The following is a 16,127-nucleotide window of genomic DNA, read 5'->3' on the forward strand; positions in this document are numbered from 1 at the left end:
CACGGCGCGGGGCCGCAGCGGCCGGTGAAGGCGTGTCCTCAGGCGGCCTCGAAATGCTCCAGCATCAGCTGCACGCTGGCGACGCCGTTGTACTCGTTGACGCCGAGGCGGAAGGCGGCGTGGATCTGTCCGGCCGCGCCTTCGGCGTGGTTGAAGCGGATCGCCTCATAGCGCGTGCCGCCGCGTGAGAGCTCGAGCTTGAGGTGCTTGTCCTTCAGCAGGCGCTGGCGCTCGACGCGGAACACGTCGTCGAAGACGGGGGGCGGAAAGCCCTGGCCCCAGATCTCGTTGTCGAGCATGCGCGCGGCGTCGAGCGCGAAATAGCCGGACTCGAGGCTGCCGTCGGTGTCGATGCGGCGCTCCAGCTGCGCGGGTTCGAGCAGTTCGCTCACCACCTCCTCGAAGGCGGCGTCGAAGCGTGCGAGCTCGGATTCGCGGATGGTGAGGCCCGCGGCCATCGCGTGGCCGCCGAAGCGCACGATGAGCTCGGGGTGGCGCTTGGTGACGAGGTCGAGCGCGTCGCGCAGGTGCAGACCGGGGATCGAGCGCCCGGAGCCCTTGAGCTCGCCGTCGTTCGCGCGCGCGAAGGCGATCGTGGGCCGGTGCAGGCGTTCCTTGATGCGACCGGCGACGATGCCGATCACGCCCTGGTGCCAGTCGGGCTCGAACAGCGCCACGGTGGCACGGTTGCCGGCGTCGAAGCCGGCGAGCCGGTTCAGCGCATCTTCCTGCATGCCGGCCTCGATGCTGCGGCGCTCGCGGTTGAGCTTGTCGAGCTCCTGGGCGATGTTCATCGCCCGGCCGGCGTCGTCGGTGATCAGGCATTCGATGCCCAGGCTCATGTCCGACAGCCGGCCGGCAGCGTTGAGCCGCGGGCCGATCATGAAGCCGAGGTCCATCGTGCTGGCGCGCGCCGGATCGCGGCCGGCCACCGCGAACAGCGCGCGGATGCCCGGCTGCAGGCGCCCGGCGCGCATGCGGGCGAGGCCCTGCGCGACCAGGATGCGGTTGTTGCGGTCGAGCTTGACCACGTCGGCCACGGTGCCGAGCGCGACCAGGTCGAGCAGGTCGGCGAGGTTGGGCTCCTTGCCGCCGGTGAAGGCGCCGCGCTCGCGCAGCTCGGCGCGCAGCGCGAGCATGGTGTAGAACATCGCGCCCACGCCGGCCAGCGCCTTGCTCGGGAAGTCGCAGCCGGGCTGGTTGGGGTTCACGATCACGTCGGCCTCGGGCAGCACGTCGCCGGGCAGGTGGTGGTCGGTGATCACCGTGGCCATGCCGTGGGCGCGCGCGGCGGAGATGCCCTCGACGCTGGCGATGCCGTTGTCGACGGTGATCAGCACCTCGGGTTCGAGCTGCGCGGCGATCTCCACCATCGCCGGGGTGAGGCCGTAGCCCAGGGTCACGCGGTCCGGCACCAGGTAATGCACGTCGGCGCCGAAGGCGCGCAGCGCGCGCACGCCCACCGCGCACGCGGTGGCGCCGTCGCAGTCGTAGTCGGCGACGATCACCATGCGCGCGCCGGCCTCGATGGCGTCGGCGAGGAGCTGCGCGGCCTCGGTCGTGCCGGTCAGCGCCTCGGGCGGCAGCAGGTTCTTCAGGCTGGTGTCGAGCTCGTCGGCGCGGGCGATGCCGCGCGCGGCGTAGAGGCGGGCGAGCAGGGGATGCAGGCCGGCATCGGCGAGGCGGTTGAAGGCCTGCTGCGGGACAGCGCGGGACTGGATGCGGGTCATCGGTCGTGAGGTGCGTCTAGGGGCGGCCGGGTCGGGGGCGGGGCGTCCGGTACCGTCATCGGCGCCGGGGCGACCGACTTCAGCAGCGCCTCGAAGGAATGGGGTTTGCGCCAGAACTTCCAGCGCTCGCTGCGGCGGAGCTCGAGCTCGAGCGTGCCGCGGTCGCCGGGGGCGAGGATGCGCAGCGTGTCGATGCGGCCGCGTTGCGCGGCCTCGGCGAGGGGGGCGAACCAGTCGCGTTCCAGTGCCTCCAGGCCCCTGCGCCAGGCGTCGAGGTCGAGCTGCTGGGCGGGTTTCTGCAGCGCGTCGAGCACCACCAGGGTGTCCTGCGCTAGCGCCGTGGCGAGATCCGGCGCCCGGACCGGCACGCCGGCGGCGCGGGCAAGGCCCACAGCGAGCGGGTCCAGGGCCTGCACGGCGGCGGCCGGCGGCCTGAGGGGCAGGGCGAGCGTGCCGGCGCCCCACAGCCACAGGCTGTTGACCGGCCGCCGCCCGCCGTCCTCGCGGGCGCGGCTGATGGCGTGGTTGTGCAGCACGATCTGCGCTTCGTTCATCGTGCGCTGCCACAGCGTCGCATCCGCGCCTTCGGGCAGGAAGTGCTTGATCGGCCGGCCGACGACGTCGTCGAGCGGGTACAGCGTCACCTCGGTCGGCGCGTTCAGGCGCAGGTACCAGCGGTTCGGGGCGCAGGCCTCGAAGCGGCCGAGGTCGGCGAACACGTCATTGAGCGCGACGATCAGCGCGGCGGATTCCGCCGCATCGAGCTCGCCCTCGGGGAAGGCCTGCAGCAGCAGATGCTCGCGCGCGAAGGACAGGTTGACCGGATCGGCGCACAGCCAGTGCACGCCGGGTTCGGGTGTCGGCGCGTCGGCTTCGCCGAGGCGGCGCAGGGCGGCCAGCGGCAGCGGCGCTGCATCGAGGCCGAACAGGCGGGCGAGCTGGCGATCGCAGGGCTCGAATGCACCCACCTGCCGGCGGCCGCGGCCGAGCAGGGTGGCGAGGCCGTCGAGCGCGAGCCCGGCGGCGGGCCCGAGCAGCGAGGCCACGGGCCACAGCAGCCCGGGAATGAATAGCTGGAGAGTCATCGGCAGGACGTGGTGGGAAGCGGCGCGAGTCTAGCACGTGCCGTCGCCGGCGCCGCGGGCAGGAGCGGCCCGCGTCCGCTCGGACTCTACTGATGTTTCAGAAGAAAGAAATATGAACTAATATTTCTGTAGAAAGGAGGTGCGCCATGACTGCATCCGCTGCCACCAACACGGCCACCGCTGGCGAGCAGACCGCCAATGCGGCGGTCGTGCTCTCGAAGGCGGTCGCCCGCGCTGCCGAACGCCTCGGCGTTTCGCGTGCGCTGCTTGCCAAGGTCCTGGGGGTGAGCCCGGCGACCATCACGCGGCTCCATGCCGGCGACTACCAGCTCGAGCAGCACCGCAAGGAGTGGGAGTTCGCGCTGCTGTTCGTGCGCCTGTTCCGCTCGCTCGATTCCATCGTGGGCGAGGAGAAGACCGCGCGCGCGTGGCTCAACAGCGACAACAAGGCGCTCAACGCGCGCCCCATCGAACTCATCGGCCAGACCGAAGGACTCGTCCGTGTCGTCCACTATCTGGACGCCGCTCGCGGTCTCGTCTGAAGCGCGCGCCTGGGCAGCGCCGGCCTGGCGCATGGTCGAAGCCCAGCACGTCGCCTCGACCATGAAGATCGTCGACGACGCGGCCGAACAGGACGTGCTGGAGCAACTGCTCGAGTCCAGCAAGCCTCCTCGGCCTTCCGGTGTCCCCACGCTGGACTACCTGCTCGCCTCGCCGTTTCGATATGACCCGAGGCGGGGCGGTTCGCGCTTTCGGGGCGCCACCGACCCCGGCGTGTTCTACGGCGCGCAGGGTGTGCGCACGGCCTGCGCCGAGCTGGGGTACTGGCGCTGGAAATTCCTCCACGACGCAGTCGATCTGGAGCGAATCGAGCCCGTGGCCCACACCGCATTTCGGGTCAGGCTCGCCGCCGTGGTCGCCGACCTGCGCGAGCCACCCTTTGCCATCGACCTCGATGCCTGGAAGCATCCCACCGACTACGGCGCCACCCAGGCCTTTGCCCGCGTCGCGCGCGAGGCCCGGATCGGCGGAATCGTTTATCCGTCGGTGCGCGATCCGGAACCGGCGTGGTGCATCGCCGTTCTCGATGCCGCCGCGTTCGCGTCACCCAGGCCCGATCCGGGCAAGCAGACCTGGTGGCTCGCCGTGCTGCAGGATGGCGTGGTGTGGCGACGCGACAGCGAGCGGCTGGTCTTTGCCGCAAGGCGTTGGCGGACCTGAGCTCCGAAACGACGAGGTCGCTTCCCGGCTCATGCGGGCGAGGTCGTAACGATGGCGCGTCCGTCGGAGGGGCCCGATACAATGGCGCCCATCATGCGATCACACCCTGCCTCCGACGCCGTGCTTTCCGCCGGCGAATCAACGATCTCCAGCATTCTCGACGGTGCCGTCACGGGCCGCCGGGTCGCCCCCTTCCTGCCCATGTCGCGCCAGGAGATGGACGCGCTCGGCTGGGACGAATGCGACATCATTCTCGTCACCGGCGACGCCTACATCGACCACCCGAGCTTCGGCATGGCGCTTGTCGGGCGCCTGCTGGAGGCGCACGGCTTTCGCGTCGGCATCCTCAGCCAGCCCGACTGGCACTCCGCCGAGCCCTTCCGCGCGCTCGGCAGGCCGCGGCTGTACTTCGGCATCACCGCGGGCAACATGGACTCGCTGGTCAACCGCTACACGTCCGACCGCAAGATCCGCTCCGACGACGCCTACACGCCCAACGCCGAGGCCGGCAAGCGGCCGGATCGCGCGGTGACGGTGTACGCCCAGCGTGCGCGCGAGGCCTATCCCGGCACGCCGATCGTGATCGGCAGCATCGAGGCCTCGCTGCGCCGCATCGCGCACTACGACTACTGGTCTGACAAGGTGCGACGCTCCGTGCTGCCCGACTCCAAGGCCGACATCCTGCTCTTCGGCAACGCCGAGCGCGCGCTGGTGGCGCTGACCCATCGCCTGGACGCGGGCGAGCCGGTCGAGTCCATCCGCGACCTGCGCGGCACGGCCTTCATGGTCAGGCCGGGCTGGCGGCCGTCGGACGAGTGGCACGCGCTCGACTCGCGCACGCTCGACAAGCCCGGCCGCATCGACGCCCACCCCGACCCCTACGCCATGGAGCCGGCCGCCGCCGCGCCCAAGCCCGCCGCCGACGGCGCCCAGCCGGTGCGGATCGTGCCGGCCGCCGAGCGCCTGGCCGCGCGCCGCGCGGACCGCGCACGCACGGTGATCCGGCTGCCGTCCTACGAGGAGGTCAAGGACGACCCGGTGCTCTACGCCCACGCCTCGCGGGTGTTCCACCTCGAGTCCAACCCGGGCAACGCGCGCGCGCTCGTGCAGTGCCACGGCGAAGGCCCCGGCGCGCGCGACGTGTGGATCAACCCGCCGCCGGTGCCGCTGACCACGCCCGAGATGGACTTCGTCTATGACCGGCCCTATGCCCGTGCGCCGCACCCGAGCTACGGCGATGCGCGCATCCCGGCCTGGGACATGATCAAGTTCTCCATCAACATCATGCGCGGCTGCTTCGGCGGCTGTACCTTCTGCTCGATCACCGAGCACGAGGGGCGCATCATCCAGAGCCGCTCGCACGAGTCGATCATCCACGAGATCGAGGAGATCCGCGACAAGTCGCCGGACTTCAAGGGTCACATCACCGACCTCGGCGGACCCACCGCCAACATGTACCGCATGGCGTGCAAGAGCAAGGCGATCGAGGAGAACTGCCGCCGCCTGTCCTGCGTGTATCCGGGGATCTGCGAGAACCTGAACACCGACCACTCCTCTCTGGTCGAGCTCTACCGCAAGGCGCGCGCGGTGCCGGGCATCAAGCGCATCACCATCGGCTCGGGCCTGCGCTACGACCTGGCGGTGCGCTCGTCCGAGTACGTCAAGGAGCTGGTGACGCATCACGTCAGCGGCCTGCTCAAGATCGCGCCCGAGCACACCGAGGAGAACACGCTCTCCAAGATGATGAAGCCGGGCATCGGCGCCTACGAGGAGTTCCGCCAGATGTTCGAGAAGTTCTCGGCGCAGGCGGGCAAGAAGCAGCACCTGGTGCCGTACTTCATCGCCGCCCATCCGGGCACGACCGACGAGGACATGCTCAACCTGGCGCTGTGGCTGAAGAAGCACAATTTCCGCCTCGACCAGGTGCAGACCTTCCTGCCCACGCCGATGGCGCTGGCGACCACGATGTACCACTCGCGCAAGAACCCGCTGAGGAAGGTGTCGGCGGATTCGGAGGCGGTCGAGACCGCGCGCGCGGGCAAGATCCGCAAGCTGCACAAGGCCTTCCTGCGCTGGCACGATCCGGAGAACTGGCCGATCCTGCGCGAAGGGCTGATGCGCATGGGGCGCGCGGACCTGATCGGCAACGGGCCGAACTGCCTGGTGCCGCGACACCAGCCGGCCGCGGTGGCCAAGCCGTGCCGGAAGCAGGAAGGCACGCAGAAAGCCGGGTCGCCGGGCGTCCCGGGGCGGAAGCCGGGGCCCGTGCAGCCGGGGCCCAGGCAAGAAGGTGCGCGGGCAGGGAGCGGCAGGCAGGACGGCGCCCGGCGCGGCAAACGCTAGCCCGGGCCTCCGCCGTTGGTCTCGAGCCGGTTGCGGCCCGCGGCCTTGGCGCGGTACATCGCCGCATCGGCGCGCCGCAGCAGGTCTTCGGCGCGTTCGTCCGCGCTGCCGAAGCAGGTCACGCCGATGCTCGGGGTGTTGCGGTGGCGCTCGCCCGCGATCAGGAAGGGTTCGTTGAGCGCGGCGAGGATCTTCTCGCCGATCGCAACACCTTTCTCGCAGGCCTCCTCCGCAGTTTCGCCCAGATCCTCCAGCATCACGACGAACTCGTCGCCACCGAGGCGGGCGACGGTGTCGCCCTCGCGCACGCTCAGGCGTAGCCGGTGCGCGACCTCGCACAGCAGCTTGTCGCCGGCCTCGTGGCCGTAGCTGTCGTTGATCGACTTGAAGTGGTCGAGGTCGATGAAGAGCAGCGCGCCGTGGCGGCCGTGGCGGCGGCTGTTCGCCACGCCCTGGCGCAAGCGGTCGAGCAGGAAGCGGCGGTTGGGCAGATGGGTGAGGGTGTCGACGAAGGCGAGGTTGCGGATCGCCTCCTCGGCCTTCTTACGCTCGCTCACGTCGATGATGACGCCGTCCAGCCACAGGGGCTTGCCGTCTCGGTCGACATAGACGCGGCCGCGCTCGCTGACCCAATGAGTCTGCCCGTTGCGTGCCTGCATCCGGTATTCCACTTCGTAGCTGGTGCGGCGTTCCAGGGCCGTCCGGATGGCCTCCTCGATTGCCGTGAAGTCCTCGCGGAGGATGAAGTCGCCGAAGGTGACGCGGGACGACATGAACTCCGCCGGGGTCGCGCCGGTGAGGGGCTCGATGCCCTGGCTGATGTGCATTACCGCCCACGGCGCGTCGACCTGGCTGCGGAACACCACGCCGGGCACGTTCTCGACCAGGGTGCGGAACTCGTCGCGGCTGCGCGCCAGGCTCGCCGCGATGGCCTGCAGGCGGCGGCGATGGCGCGCGCCGGTCTGGGTGAAGGCGAACAGCAGCAGGCTCAGCGCGCCACCGCCGGCCAGGATCAGGACCGGCTCCATGCTCGCCTGGCTGGCCTCGAACCCGGCAGTGCTGCTGAAGCGCGCCACCCAGGGCCTGCCGGCGACCTCGATGCAGTGGGTGACCACGAAGCGGGCCGTGCCGCTGCGTCGCGCCGAGGCGAACAGCAGCCTGTCTTCGGCGATCTCGCCGTCGAAGAGCTCGATGTCGATCCCACCGGGGCCGCTGCCGAAAATGCGCTGCATGGCGTCGTGGGCACGGAGGGTGCTGTAAACGAAGCCGCGCAGGGCTGCGCGGCGTGCGGCGACCGTCACCGGTTCGGTCGCCTGGGCGTAGATGGGCAGATAGATCAGGAAGCCGGGCTGGATCTCGCTGCCGTACTCCTGGACCAGCACCAGCTTGCCCGTGAGCGCCGGCCGGCCGCTGTCGCGCGCACGGTCCATCGCCTCGCGCCGCACCGGTTCCGAGTACATGTCGTAACCGAAGGCGCGCCGGTTCCGCTCGTCGAAGGGCTCGAGATACACCACGCTGCTGTAGGGGTCGCGCGCGCCAGCGGGATGGATGTGGTAGTCCGGAAAGCCTTCGGCACGCACCGCGGCGACGTGCGCATCCACCGCGGCGGCCGGCACCATCTCGGTGAAGCCTGCGCCGAGCATGCCCGGCAGGGCCTCTTCTATATCGAGCGCGGCGACATAGGCCTTCCATTCCGCGCGGCTGACGTGATCGCTGGCGGCGAAGAGCGCGGCGGCGCCGCGCAGCACCTGCTCGTGCGCCTGCATCCGTGAGACGAGGAGATCGCGTGCGGCCTCGGCGACATGGGCGAAGCGGTCGCGGGCGCGCTCGGTGACATGGCGGTCGAGGTATTTCCACAGCGCGAGCGTCACCCCCAGGCTGATGGCGAGGATCAGCCAGGCAGCGATTCCGCGGCGAGGCAAGCCGCGGGAGCGACCGGACGGGGGGTGCGACTGCGCCAGCATGGATCGCGTTGATGATGACGTGATCGGAACTCCAGTCTTTCATGAATCGCGACCGACCGCCAGTGATGACCATGGCGTCGGGGCGCGAGGCCCCGAACGAGGGGCGCGCGGCCGCATCCGCCCGCGATTTACATTCACATGCGCTTTGGTGTCGCCTGCCGGCGCATCCCCGGGCACAATGCCGGCCTTGTCGAAAAAGAACTCGGGACAGCCGGTGTCGATGCCTTACGAATTTCTCGTCGGTCTGCGCTACACGCGTTCGCGCAAGCGGGCGCAGGGGCGCAACCGCTTCATCTCCTTCATCTCCCTCGTGTCGATGTTCGGCATCGCGCTCGGCGTGGCCGCGCTGATCGTCGTGCTGTCGGTGATGAACGGCTTCCAGGAGGAGTTGCGCACCCGCATCCTCGGCGTGGCCTCGCACGTGCAGGTGCAGAGCGTCGATGGCGGGCTGCTCGCCTGGCAGCAGGTCGCCGACGAATCGCTGCGCCATCCCTCGGTGCGGGCGGCGGCGCCCTATGTGCAGGAGCAGGGCATGCTGTCCTTCGACGAGGGCGTGCGCGGCACCATCGTGCGCGGCGTGATCCCCGCCGAGGAAGACAAGGTCGCCGACTTCGGGCGCTACATGAAGGCGGGCGACTTCGCCGCGCTCGAGGCCGGGCGCTTCGGCATCGTGCTCGGCCGCGACCTCGCCGCCGCGCTGCGCGTGCAGATGGGTGACAAGGTGACGCTGATCGCGCCCCAGGGCCTGGTGACCCCGGCGGCGGTGCTGCCGCGGGTCAAGCAGTTCGAGGTCGTCGGCATCTTCGAGGCCGGCATGTACGAGTACGACTCGGGGCTGGCGCTGGTGCACGTCGCCGACGCGCAGGCCCTGTACCGGCTCGGCGACGCGGTGAGCGGGGTGCGCCTGAAGCTCGACGACCTCTTCGCCGCGCCGCGGGTGGCGCGCGAGCTGGCGATGACGATCAGCGAGCCCGGGCTGGTGGTGGCCGACTGGACGCGCAGCCACGCCAACTTCTTCCGTGCGGTGGCGCTGGAGAAGACGATGATGACTCTGATCCTGTTCCTGATCGTCGCGGTGGCGGCGTTCAACATCGTGTCCACGCTGGTGATGGCGGTGCAGGAGAAATACGCCGACATCGCCATCCTGCGCACGCTGGGCGCGAGCCCGGCCTCGATCATGGGCATCTTCGTGCTGCAGGGCTCGATCATCGGCCTGGTCGGCCTCGCCGCGGGCGTGATCGGCGGGCTGGCGATCGCCAACAACCTCGACGTGGTCATCCCCGCGCTCGAGACCCTGACCGGGGCCACGCTGTGGAACAAGGAAATCTATTACATCAACGAGCTGCCCTCGAAGGTGCTGCCGGCCGACGTGAGCTCGATCGTGTCGGTGTCCTTCGTGCTCACCCTGCTCGCCGCGCTGTATCCGAGCTGGCGCGCGTCGCGGGTGAATCCGGCGGAGGCCCTGCGCTATGAGTGATCGCACTTCCTTCCCGTCCGCCGCAGCCGCGCAGCCGGTGGTGGCCTGCGAGGGCCTGAGCAAGCATTTTCGCGAGGGCGCCGAGGCGGTGCGGGTGCTCGACGGCGTGACGCTGAGCGTCGCGCGCGGCGAACGCATCGCCATCGTCGGCGCCTCGGGGTCGGGCAAGAGCACGTTGATGCATCTGCTCGGCGGCCTGGACGTGCCGAGCGCCGGCAATGTGCACCTGATGGGGCAGGACTTCTCCGGGCTGTCGGAAACGGCGCGCGGACGGCTGCGCAACGAAGCGCTGGGCTTCGTGTACCAGTTCCATCACCTGCTGCCGGAGTTCAGCGCGCTGGAGAACGTCGCCATGCCGCTGTACATCCGCCGCGTGCCGCGTGCCGAGGCGGACGAGCGCGCGGCGCGGATGCTGGGCGAGGTCGGGTTGTCGCACCGCCTCGACCATGCGCCCGGCGAACTCTCGGGTGGCGAGCGCCAGCGCGCGGCGATCGCGCGTGCGCTGGTGACCCAGCCGGCCTGCGTGCTGGCCGACGAGCCCACCGGCAACCTCGACCGCCGCACCGCCGGCGCGGTGTTCGACCTCATGCTGTCGCTCAACGAGCGTCTGGCGACCAGCTTCGTCATCGTCACCCACGACGAGACGCTCGCGGCGAGAGCGCAGCGCACGCTGCGCCTGTGCGACGGTCGCCTGTCCTGAAGCTGCAGCCCGCGGGGATCGCCTCAGCGCGGCGATCCGCTGCGGCGACCGGCGTTCAGCGCCTGAGTGCGCGCCGCCGCCACTGCCGGATCAGCCACAGCCGCCAGCCCCAGCGCACCGCCAGGTAGGACAGCATCGACAGGCTGGCGGCGAGCACGATCAGCCCGACGAAGAGCGGCTTGCCGAGCGAGGACGCCCAGGCCGCGAGATCGCCGATCCATACCGCCGGATTCATGCCCACCAGGTCCGGCGGCGGGGTGAAGTCGAAGTCCCCGTTGCCCAGGATCAGCCCGCCGATGCCGAAGGCCAGCACGTACAGCGGCACGATCGTCAGCGGGTTGCTGTACAGGGTGGTGATCAGCGCCAGCGGCAGGTTCACCCGGAACAGCACGCAGCAGATCGCCGCCCCCATCATCTGCAGCGGACCGGGTATCAGCCCGCAGAACATGCCGACCGCGACCGCACCTGCCGCCGAATGGCGGTTCAGGTGCCACAGCCGCGGGTGCAGGAGCGTGGACGCGAACGGCCGCAGCCAGCGATTCGAGCTGACTGATTCGTGGTCGGGAAGGAATCGCTTGAGGGTCTTGCGCATGATGGCTCGGGCGGGCGAAGTCTAGCAGGTGTGCGCGGGCGTGCAGCCAGCGTCAGATGCGGCGGCCCGGCCCGGGTTCGCGGCGGGCGTGTTGCGCTTTGTGTCCGTGCGGCACCACCGCTTGCGGCCACGGCGGACGGACGGGGGCGGTTCGGGACGGATGACGGTTCGACACGCGGCCGGCACTGGTCTCGGAGTAATGCATATGGCATGCTTCGATGCCATGAGGATCGTCGCGCTCGCCTTCCTGATCGGTGTCTGCCTGGTGCAGACGCGCGCGGCCGTCGACGGCTGGGCTGCCGTGGGCACGGTGGCCCTCGGCATGGCGATCTTGTTGCGTATCGCCCTGGTCCGCGGGCTCGCGCGCCTGCCGGTCCTGCGCCGGGTGGCGTGCTCGTTGCTCGGCGCGGCGATCGCCATGGCGGCCGCGGTGGCGTGGTCGGCCTGGCGGGCGGAGCTGCGGCTGGCCGACGAACTGCGCGGCGACCTGGAAGCTGCGGACCTGGTGGTGCACGGGCGGATCGCCGGCCTGCCGCAGGCGCTCGATCGGGGCTGGCGTTTCGACTTCGAGCCCGATGCGGGCCAGGCGGGCGTGCCGCGGCGGGTGTTGCTGAGCTGGCGCGAGCAGGAGGCGGAGGATGGCGTGCCGCCGGCGATGCCTCAGCCCGGCGAGCGCTGGTCCTTTGGCGTGCGGCTGCGCCGTCCGCACGGCTTCGTCAATCCGGCCGGATTCGACTACGAGGCCTGGTTGCTCGAACGCGGCATCCGCGCCACCGGCCATGTGCGCGAGCACGCGCTCCGGCTCGAGGGCGGGGCCGGCACGTGGATGCAGCATGTGCATCGCGTGCGCGCCGCGGTGCGCGAGCGTCTGCTCGCGGCCATGCCGGGGAGCGACTACGGCGGGTTGATGGTGGCGCTCGCGGTGGGTGACCAGGACGGCATCCGGACGGCGGACTGGGAGGTGTTCCGTCGCACCGGCGTTGCGCACGTGATCTCCATATCGGGCCTGCACATCGCGCTGGTCGGCCTGTTCTGCGGCGGCGCGCTGGCGTTGCTGTGGCGCCGGGTCCCGGCGCTGGCGCTGCGCATGCCGGCGCAGAAGGCCGGTGCGCTCGCCGCGCTGGCCGGGGCGAGCGTGTATGCGCTGCTGGCGGGGCTCGGCATCCCGGTGCTGCGCGCATGGCTGATGCTGGCGGTGGCGGTCGGGGTGCTGTTCAGCGGACGCGTGGTCGCGCCCTCGCGCGTGCTCGCGATCGCCTTGCTGGTCGTGCTGCTCTTCGATCCGTGGGCGGTGTTGTCGCCGGGCTTCTGGCTGTCCTTCGGCGCGGTGGCGATCATCCTCGCCAGCGTCGGCGGGCGCATCCGCGCGCGGACGGGCTGGCGCGGGGCGGTCCGTGTCCAGCTCGCCATCAGCGTGGCGCTGGTCCCGCTGCTGGTGGCGCAGTTCCAGTCCTTTCCGCTGCTGTCGCCGCTCGCGAACGTGGTGGCGATCCCGCTCGTCAGCTTCGTGATCACGCCGCTGGTGCTGCTTTCGCTGCCGTGGCCGACGGCCTTGCTGCTCGCGCCCGCGGAGTTCGCCGCGCGGCTGATGATGGACTTCCTGCACTGGCTTGCGGCCTGGGAGCTGGCGCTGTGGGAACAGGCGCCGCCGCCGCCCTGGCTCCTTGCGTGCGGACTGGTGGCCGTCGCCGTGCTGCTGCTGCCGCGCGCCACGCCGGGTCGGCTCGCGGCGCCTGCGGTGCTCGGCGCACTGCTGGCGTGGCAGCCCGCCCGGCCATTGGAGGGCGGTTTCGAGGTGCAGGTGCTGGACATCGGCCAGGGGCTGGCCGTCCATGTGCGCACGCGGAGCCACGACCTGCTGTTCGATGCCGGGCCGCCGTATGGCAGCGCGGCCGATGCCGGCAGCCGGGTGATCCTGCCCTACCTGCGCGCGGCGGGAACACGTTCGCTCGATCGCCTGGTGCTGTCGCACGGCGACGCCGATCACGTCGGTGGCGCGGCCAGCGTGATCGGCGGGATGCCGGTGGGCGAGGTGCTGGCCGGGCAGCCTGCGTCAGCGCTTGAAATCGCGGTCGCCGGGGCGGCGGGCGGGCGCGAGCCGGCACTGCGCGGCTGCGCGCAGACGCCGCCGTGGACCTGGGATGGCGTGCGCTTCGAGATCCTGCATCCGCTTGCGGAACAGTCCGCCGGCCGCCGCCACGACAACGACGCGTCCTGCGTGCTCCGGGTCGCGGGACCGGCGGGCGCCGTGCTGCTCACCGGCGACATCGGCACGGCGGCAGAGGCTGCGCTGCTGGCGCGCGCGACGACCGATACCCTGCGCAGCGAGGTCGTGGTCAGCGCCCACCATGGCAGCCGTTCCTCGTCCTCGCCGGCCTTCGTCGATGCGACCCTGCCGGCGCACGTCGTGCATTCGGCCGGTCACCGCAACGCCTTCGGTCACCCCCATCCTCAGGTGTGGGCGCGCTGGGCCGCCGCCGGCGCGCGCAACTGGCGCACCGATGCCCAGGGGGCGATCGGCATGGTGTTCGCGGCCGACGCCGACGATGGCGTCGAGGTGTTCGCCGCCCGTGAGCAGCGGCCGCGCTACTGGCACGGACGCTGACCGGGCCGGGGCCCGACCACGCCCTTGAACGACGGGACGTGCACACATGCTCCATCGCCCCGCGGCGCGTGCACCGCCTCCGCCGCTTCGGGCTAGACTGCGGGACCGACCTCGCTTCCTGCCTGCCGCGCCCGCAAACCATGTCGCAACAATCGATGCCGCAACAGCTCTCCTCGTCATCCTCGGCGGTGTCCGCGCCGGCCTTGCCGATGCGCCAGCGCACGGTGCAATGCATGGGTCCGCACGGCCTGCATCGCATGGCGTACACCGAATGGGGCGATCCCGCCAATCCGCGGGTGCTGGTCTGCGTCCATGGCCTGACCCGCAACGGGCGCGACTTCGACCACCTCGCGCGCGCGCTGGCCGACGAATACCGCGTGGTCTGTCCGGACGTGGTCGGCCGCGGTCGTAGCGACTGGCTCCAGGTGAAGGCCGACTACGGCTTTCCCATCTATGTGAACGACATGGTCACGCTGATCGCGCGCCTCGACGTCGACGAGGTGCACTGGGTCGGCACCTCGATGGGCGGCATCATCGGCATGCTGCTGGCCAGCCAGCCGCACAGCCCGATCACGCGCCTGGTGCTCAACGACGTCGGACCGGTCATCACTGCGACCTCCCTGCAGCGCATCGCGCAGTACGTCGGGCGGGCGCCGCTGTTTCCCACCATGGAGGCTGCGGAAGCCTGGATCCGCGAGGTCGGTGCGCCCTTCGGCGCGCTCACCGACGCCCAGTGGCGCCATCTCACCGTGCATTCGGTGCGCGCCCTCGAGCGCGGGCAGGGCGGGTTCGAGATGGTCTACGACCCCGGACTCGGCGACGTCTTCCGTGCCGCGCAGATCCTGGAGGACATCGACCTGTGGCCGGTGTACGAGGCGGTTCGCTGCCCCGCGCTGGCGCTGCGCGGGGCGGAATCGGACCTGCTGGAACCCGCGACGTTCGCCGCGATGGCGGCGCGCGGGCCGTGCGCGCGGACGGTGGAGATCGCCGGGGTGGGCCATGCGCCGATGCTGATGGACCCGGCCCAGATCGCCGTGGTGCGCGACTTCCTGCTCGAGGCCTGATGGCGCCCGAGCGCGTGCCCGGGGCGCGAAGGCCTCACCAGCCGGGATTGAGCCGCCTCGCCTCGGCGATTTCGGCGCGGATGCTGCGGAAGTGCTCCCAGCGCCGGGGATGGATGGAGCCCGCGGCCACCGCGGCGAGCAGCGCGCAGCCCGGCTCGCTGTCGTGGCGACAGTCGCGGAAGCGGCACCGGCCGAGATGGGGGCGGAACTCGACGAAGGCTTCGGCGAGATCCTCCGCCGACAGGTGGGCGAGGCCGAAGACCTGCAGGCCAGGGCTGTCGATCAGCCAGCCCGCGGCTGCCTCATTGCCGGGCTCGGCGGCGTCCTCGCTGGCGTTCGGTTCGAGCGGGTAGAGGCGGGCGAAGGTGGTGGTGTGCTTGCCCGAGTCGAGGGCGTCGGAGATCTCGCGGGTGGCGGCATTGGCCTCCGGGATCAGGGCGTTGGTCAGGGTCGATTTGCCCATGCCCGACTGGCCGACGAAGATCGCGTGCAGGCCCTTCAGGCGCTGGCGCAGGTGTTCCGCGCCCTGCAGGGCGGAGACTTCCAGCACCTCGTAGCCGAGGCGGCGGAAGGGTTCGAGCTGCGCGCGCGCGGCGGGCAGGCGGTCTACCAGATCGGCCTTGTTGAGCACGATCAGCGGCGTGATGTCCTGGCTCTCGGCCGCGGCGATGCAGCGCGACACCAGCAGGTCGGAGAAGCCGGGTTCGGTGGCGACGACGATGACGATGTGGCTGAGGTTGGCGGCGATCAGCTTCTCGCGGAAGGCGTCGGATCGCCACAGCAGGTTGCGGCGCGGCCTCAGCGTCTCGATCACGCCCTGGCCGTCGCCGCCGCGCAGGATCTCGACCGCGTCGCCGCAGGCGTAGTTGCTCTTCTTGCCGCGCGGGTAGCACTGCAGCCGGCCGGCGGCGGTGTCCACTTCGTAATGACGACCGAAGGCGGCGACGATGATGCCGGGCGTGCGCGCTGCGGCCGGGTTGCCGGGGTGAATGCGTTTTCTCACTCGAATTTGTAGTAGAGCTTGTTCAGGTAGCCGGCGAGGTGATGCTCGTCCTCCGGGAAGAGGTCGAGGTTGAGCATCGTCGTGCACGTGGTCAGTTGCTGCGACAGCGCGCTCGGGGTGGTGACGCGCCGGTCGGGGCGGGTGTAGATGGCCGAGCCGCCCTCGCCGCTGAAGCGGCGTTCGTGGCACTCGATGCACAGGCGGTCGTGCATGTCCTTGGCCGCGGCGTGGTCGGCGTCCGGGAACGGGTCGGCCTGCGCCGCGAGGGGCAGGGCGAGCGCGAGGGCGAGCGCTGCCGTCGTGATAAGGGTCGTTCTCATCTCCGTCTCCTCTCTTCTTGTCG

At 70.8% G+C, this 16,127-nt stretch carries 13 protein-coding genes; 7 read left to right on the plus strand and 6 right to left on the minus strand.

The window, feature by feature from the left end; genetic code table 11:
- Nucleotides 1-38: 38 nt before the first annotated feature.
- Nucleotides 39-1,730: a single-stranded-DNA-specific exonuclease RecJ gene (recJ, locus tag CKCBHOJB_RS08125; protein ID WP_281051467.1), complete on the minus strand. Its 1,692-nt coding sequence runs from the start codon at nt 1,728-1,730 to the stop codon at nt 39-41.
- On the minus strand, nt 1,727-2,815 hold the full coding sequence (locus tag CKCBHOJB_RS08130) for a hypothetical protein (RefSeq protein ID WP_281051468.1): 1,089 nt from the start codon (nt 2,813-2,815) through the stop codon (nt 1,727-1,729). The genes recJ and CKCBHOJB_RS08130 overlap by 4 nt, the downstream gene beginning before the upstream one ends.
- Nucleotides 2,816-2,961: 146 nt before the next feature.
- Here CKCBHOJB_RS08130 and CKCBHOJB_RS08135 point away from each other — a divergent pair, with 146 nt between their 5' ends.
- The 3 genes from CKCBHOJB_RS08135 to CKCBHOJB_RS08145 all read left to right on the plus strand — a co-directional run bounded on the left by CKCBHOJB_RS08135 (nt 2,962) and on the right by CKCBHOJB_RS08145 (nt 6,379).
- A complete protein-coding gene (locus tag CKCBHOJB_RS08135; protein ID WP_281051469.1) occupies nt 2,962-3,357 on the plus strand; it encodes an antitoxin Xre/MbcA/ParS toxin-binding domain-containing protein in 396 nt (131 codons plus the stop codon).
- A gap of 31 nt (nt 3,358-3,388) precedes the next feature.
- Nucleotides 3,389-4,036 carry an RES family NAD+ phosphorylase gene (locus CKCBHOJB_RS08140; RefSeq protein WP_281051470.1) on the plus strand — a complete coding sequence of 216 codons (648 nt, stop codon included), beginning with the start codon at nt 3,389-3,391 and terminating at the stop codon, nt 4,034-4,036.
- Between the two features lie 201 nt (nt 4,037-4,237).
- On the plus strand, nt 4,238-6,379 hold the full coding sequence (locus tag CKCBHOJB_RS08145; protein WP_281051657.1) for a YgiQ family radical SAM protein: 2,142 nt from the start codon (nt 4,238-4,240) through the stop codon (nt 6,377-6,379).
- On the opposite strand, the gene CKCBHOJB_RS08150 is transcribed toward CKCBHOJB_RS08145, so the two are convergent.
- Nucleotides 6,376-8,301 (minus strand): GGDEF domain-containing protein, encoded by a 1,926-nt coding sequence (locus CKCBHOJB_RS08150; RefSeq protein ID WP_281051471.1) that lies wholly within the window; start codon nt 8,299-8,301, stop codon nt 6,376-6,378. The two genes, CKCBHOJB_RS08145 and CKCBHOJB_RS08150, sit on opposite strands and share 4 nt — an antisense overlap.
- A 262-nt stretch (nt 8,302-8,563) precedes the next feature.
- Here CKCBHOJB_RS08150 and CKCBHOJB_RS08155 point away from each other — a divergent pair, with 262 nt between their 5' ends.
- A complete protein-coding gene (locus tag CKCBHOJB_RS08155; RefSeq protein ID WP_281051472.1) occupies nt 8,564-9,820 on the plus strand; it encodes a lipoprotein-releasing ABC transporter permease subunit in 1,257 nt (418 codons plus the stop codon).
- The gene (gene lolD / locus CKCBHOJB_RS08160; protein ID WP_281051473.1) at nt 9,813-10,520 is read left to right on the plus strand and encodes a lipoprotein-releasing ABC transporter ATP-binding protein LolD; all 708 of its coding nucleotides are present in this window, start codon (nt 9,813-9,815) and stop codon (nt 10,518-10,520) included. Before CKCBHOJB_RS08155 ends, lolD begins: the two co-directional genes overlap by 8 nt.
- A 55-nt stretch (nt 10,521-10,575) precedes the next feature.
- Here lolD and CKCBHOJB_RS08165 read toward each other — a convergent pair whose 3' ends face one another.
- Nucleotides 10,576-11,112, minus strand: a complete 537-nt coding sequence (locus CKCBHOJB_RS08165; protein WP_281051474.1) for a DUF2062 domain-containing protein — start codon at nt 11,110-11,112, stop codon at nt 10,576-10,578.
- A 205-nt stretch (nt 11,113-11,317) separates the two neighbouring features.
- Between CKCBHOJB_RS08165 and CKCBHOJB_RS08170 the strand changes: the two genes are divergently transcribed.
- Entirely contained in the window at nt 11,318-13,717 is a 2,400-nt protein-coding gene (locus tag CKCBHOJB_RS08170) for a DNA internalization-related competence protein ComEC/Rec2 (protein WP_281051475.1), read from the plus strand.
- Nucleotides 13,718-13,926: 209 nt separating this feature from the next.
- Nucleotides 13,927-14,781, plus strand: a complete 855-nt coding sequence (locus CKCBHOJB_RS08175; protein ID WP_281051658.1) for an alpha/beta hydrolase — start codon at nt 13,927-13,929, stop codon at nt 14,779-14,781.
- A 34-nt stretch (nt 14,782-14,815) separates the two neighbouring features.
- Here CKCBHOJB_RS08175 and rsgA read toward each other — a convergent pair whose 3' ends face one another.
- Both rsgA and CKCBHOJB_RS08185 read right to left on the minus strand, forming a co-directional pair.
- Nucleotides 14,816-15,784: a ribosome small subunit-dependent GTPase A gene (rsgA, locus tag CKCBHOJB_RS08180; protein ID WP_281051476.1), complete on the minus strand. Its 969-nt coding sequence runs from the start codon at nt 15,782-15,784 to the stop codon at nt 14,816-14,818.
- Nucleotides 15,781-16,104 (minus strand): hypothetical protein, encoded by a 324-nt coding sequence (locus tag CKCBHOJB_RS08185; RefSeq protein WP_281051477.1) that lies wholly within the window; start codon nt 16,102-16,104, stop codon nt 15,781-15,783. Before CKCBHOJB_RS08185 ends, rsgA begins: the two co-directional genes overlap by 4 nt.
- Nucleotides 16,105-16,127: the final 23 nt, after the last annotated feature.

The organism is Thauera sp. GDN1, assembly GCF_029223545.1.
Classification (GTDB): Bacteria; Pseudomonadota; Gammaproteobacteria; order Burkholderiales; family Rhodocyclaceae; genus Thauera.

What these genes read in the sequence shown, in the direction of transcription:
- recJ (WP_281051467.1), bottom strand. Translation starts at nt 1,730, where the DNA reads ATGACCCGCATCCAGTCCCGCGCTGTCCCGCAGCAGGCCTTCAACCGC.
- CKCBHOJB_RS08130 (WP_281051468.1), bottom strand. Translation starts at nt 2,815, where the DNA reads ATGACTCTCCAGCTATTCATTCCCGGGCTGCTGTGGCCCGTGGCCTCG.
- CKCBHOJB_RS08135 (WP_281051469.1), top strand. Translation starts at nt 2,962, where the DNA reads ATGACTGCATCCGCTGCCACCAACACGGCCACCGCTGGCGAGCAGACC.
- CKCBHOJB_RS08140 (WP_281051470.1), top strand. Translation starts at nt 3,389, where the DNA reads ATGGTCGAAGCCCAGCACGTCGCCTCGACCATGAAGATCGTCGACGAC.
- CKCBHOJB_RS08145 (WP_281051657.1), top strand. Translation starts at nt 4,238, where the DNA reads ATGTCGCGCCAGGAGATGGACGCGCTCGGCTGGGACGAATGCGACATC.
- CKCBHOJB_RS08155 (WP_281051472.1), top strand. Translation starts at nt 8,564, where the DNA reads ATGCCTTACGAATTTCTCGTCGGTCTGCGCTACACGCGTTCGCGCAAG.
- lolD (WP_281051473.1), top strand. Translation starts at nt 9,813, where the DNA reads ATGAGTGATCGCACTTCCTTCCCGTCCGCCGCAGCCGCGCAGCCGGTG.
- CKCBHOJB_RS08165 (WP_281051474.1), bottom strand. Translation starts at nt 11,112, where the DNA reads ATGCGCAAGACCCTCAAGCGATTCCTTCCCGACCACGAATCAGTCAGC.
- CKCBHOJB_RS08170 (WP_281051475.1), top strand. Translation starts at nt 11,318, where the DNA reads ATGGCATGCTTCGATGCCATGAGGATCGTCGCGCTCGCCTTCCTGATC.
- CKCBHOJB_RS08175 (WP_281051658.1), top strand. Translation starts at nt 13,927, where the DNA reads ATGCGCCAGCGCACGGTGCAATGCATGGGTCCGCACGGCCTGCATCGC.
- CKCBHOJB_RS08185 (WP_281051477.1), bottom strand. Translation starts at nt 16,104, where the DNA reads ATGAGAACGACCCTTATCACGACGGCAGCGCTCGCCCTCGCGCTCGCC.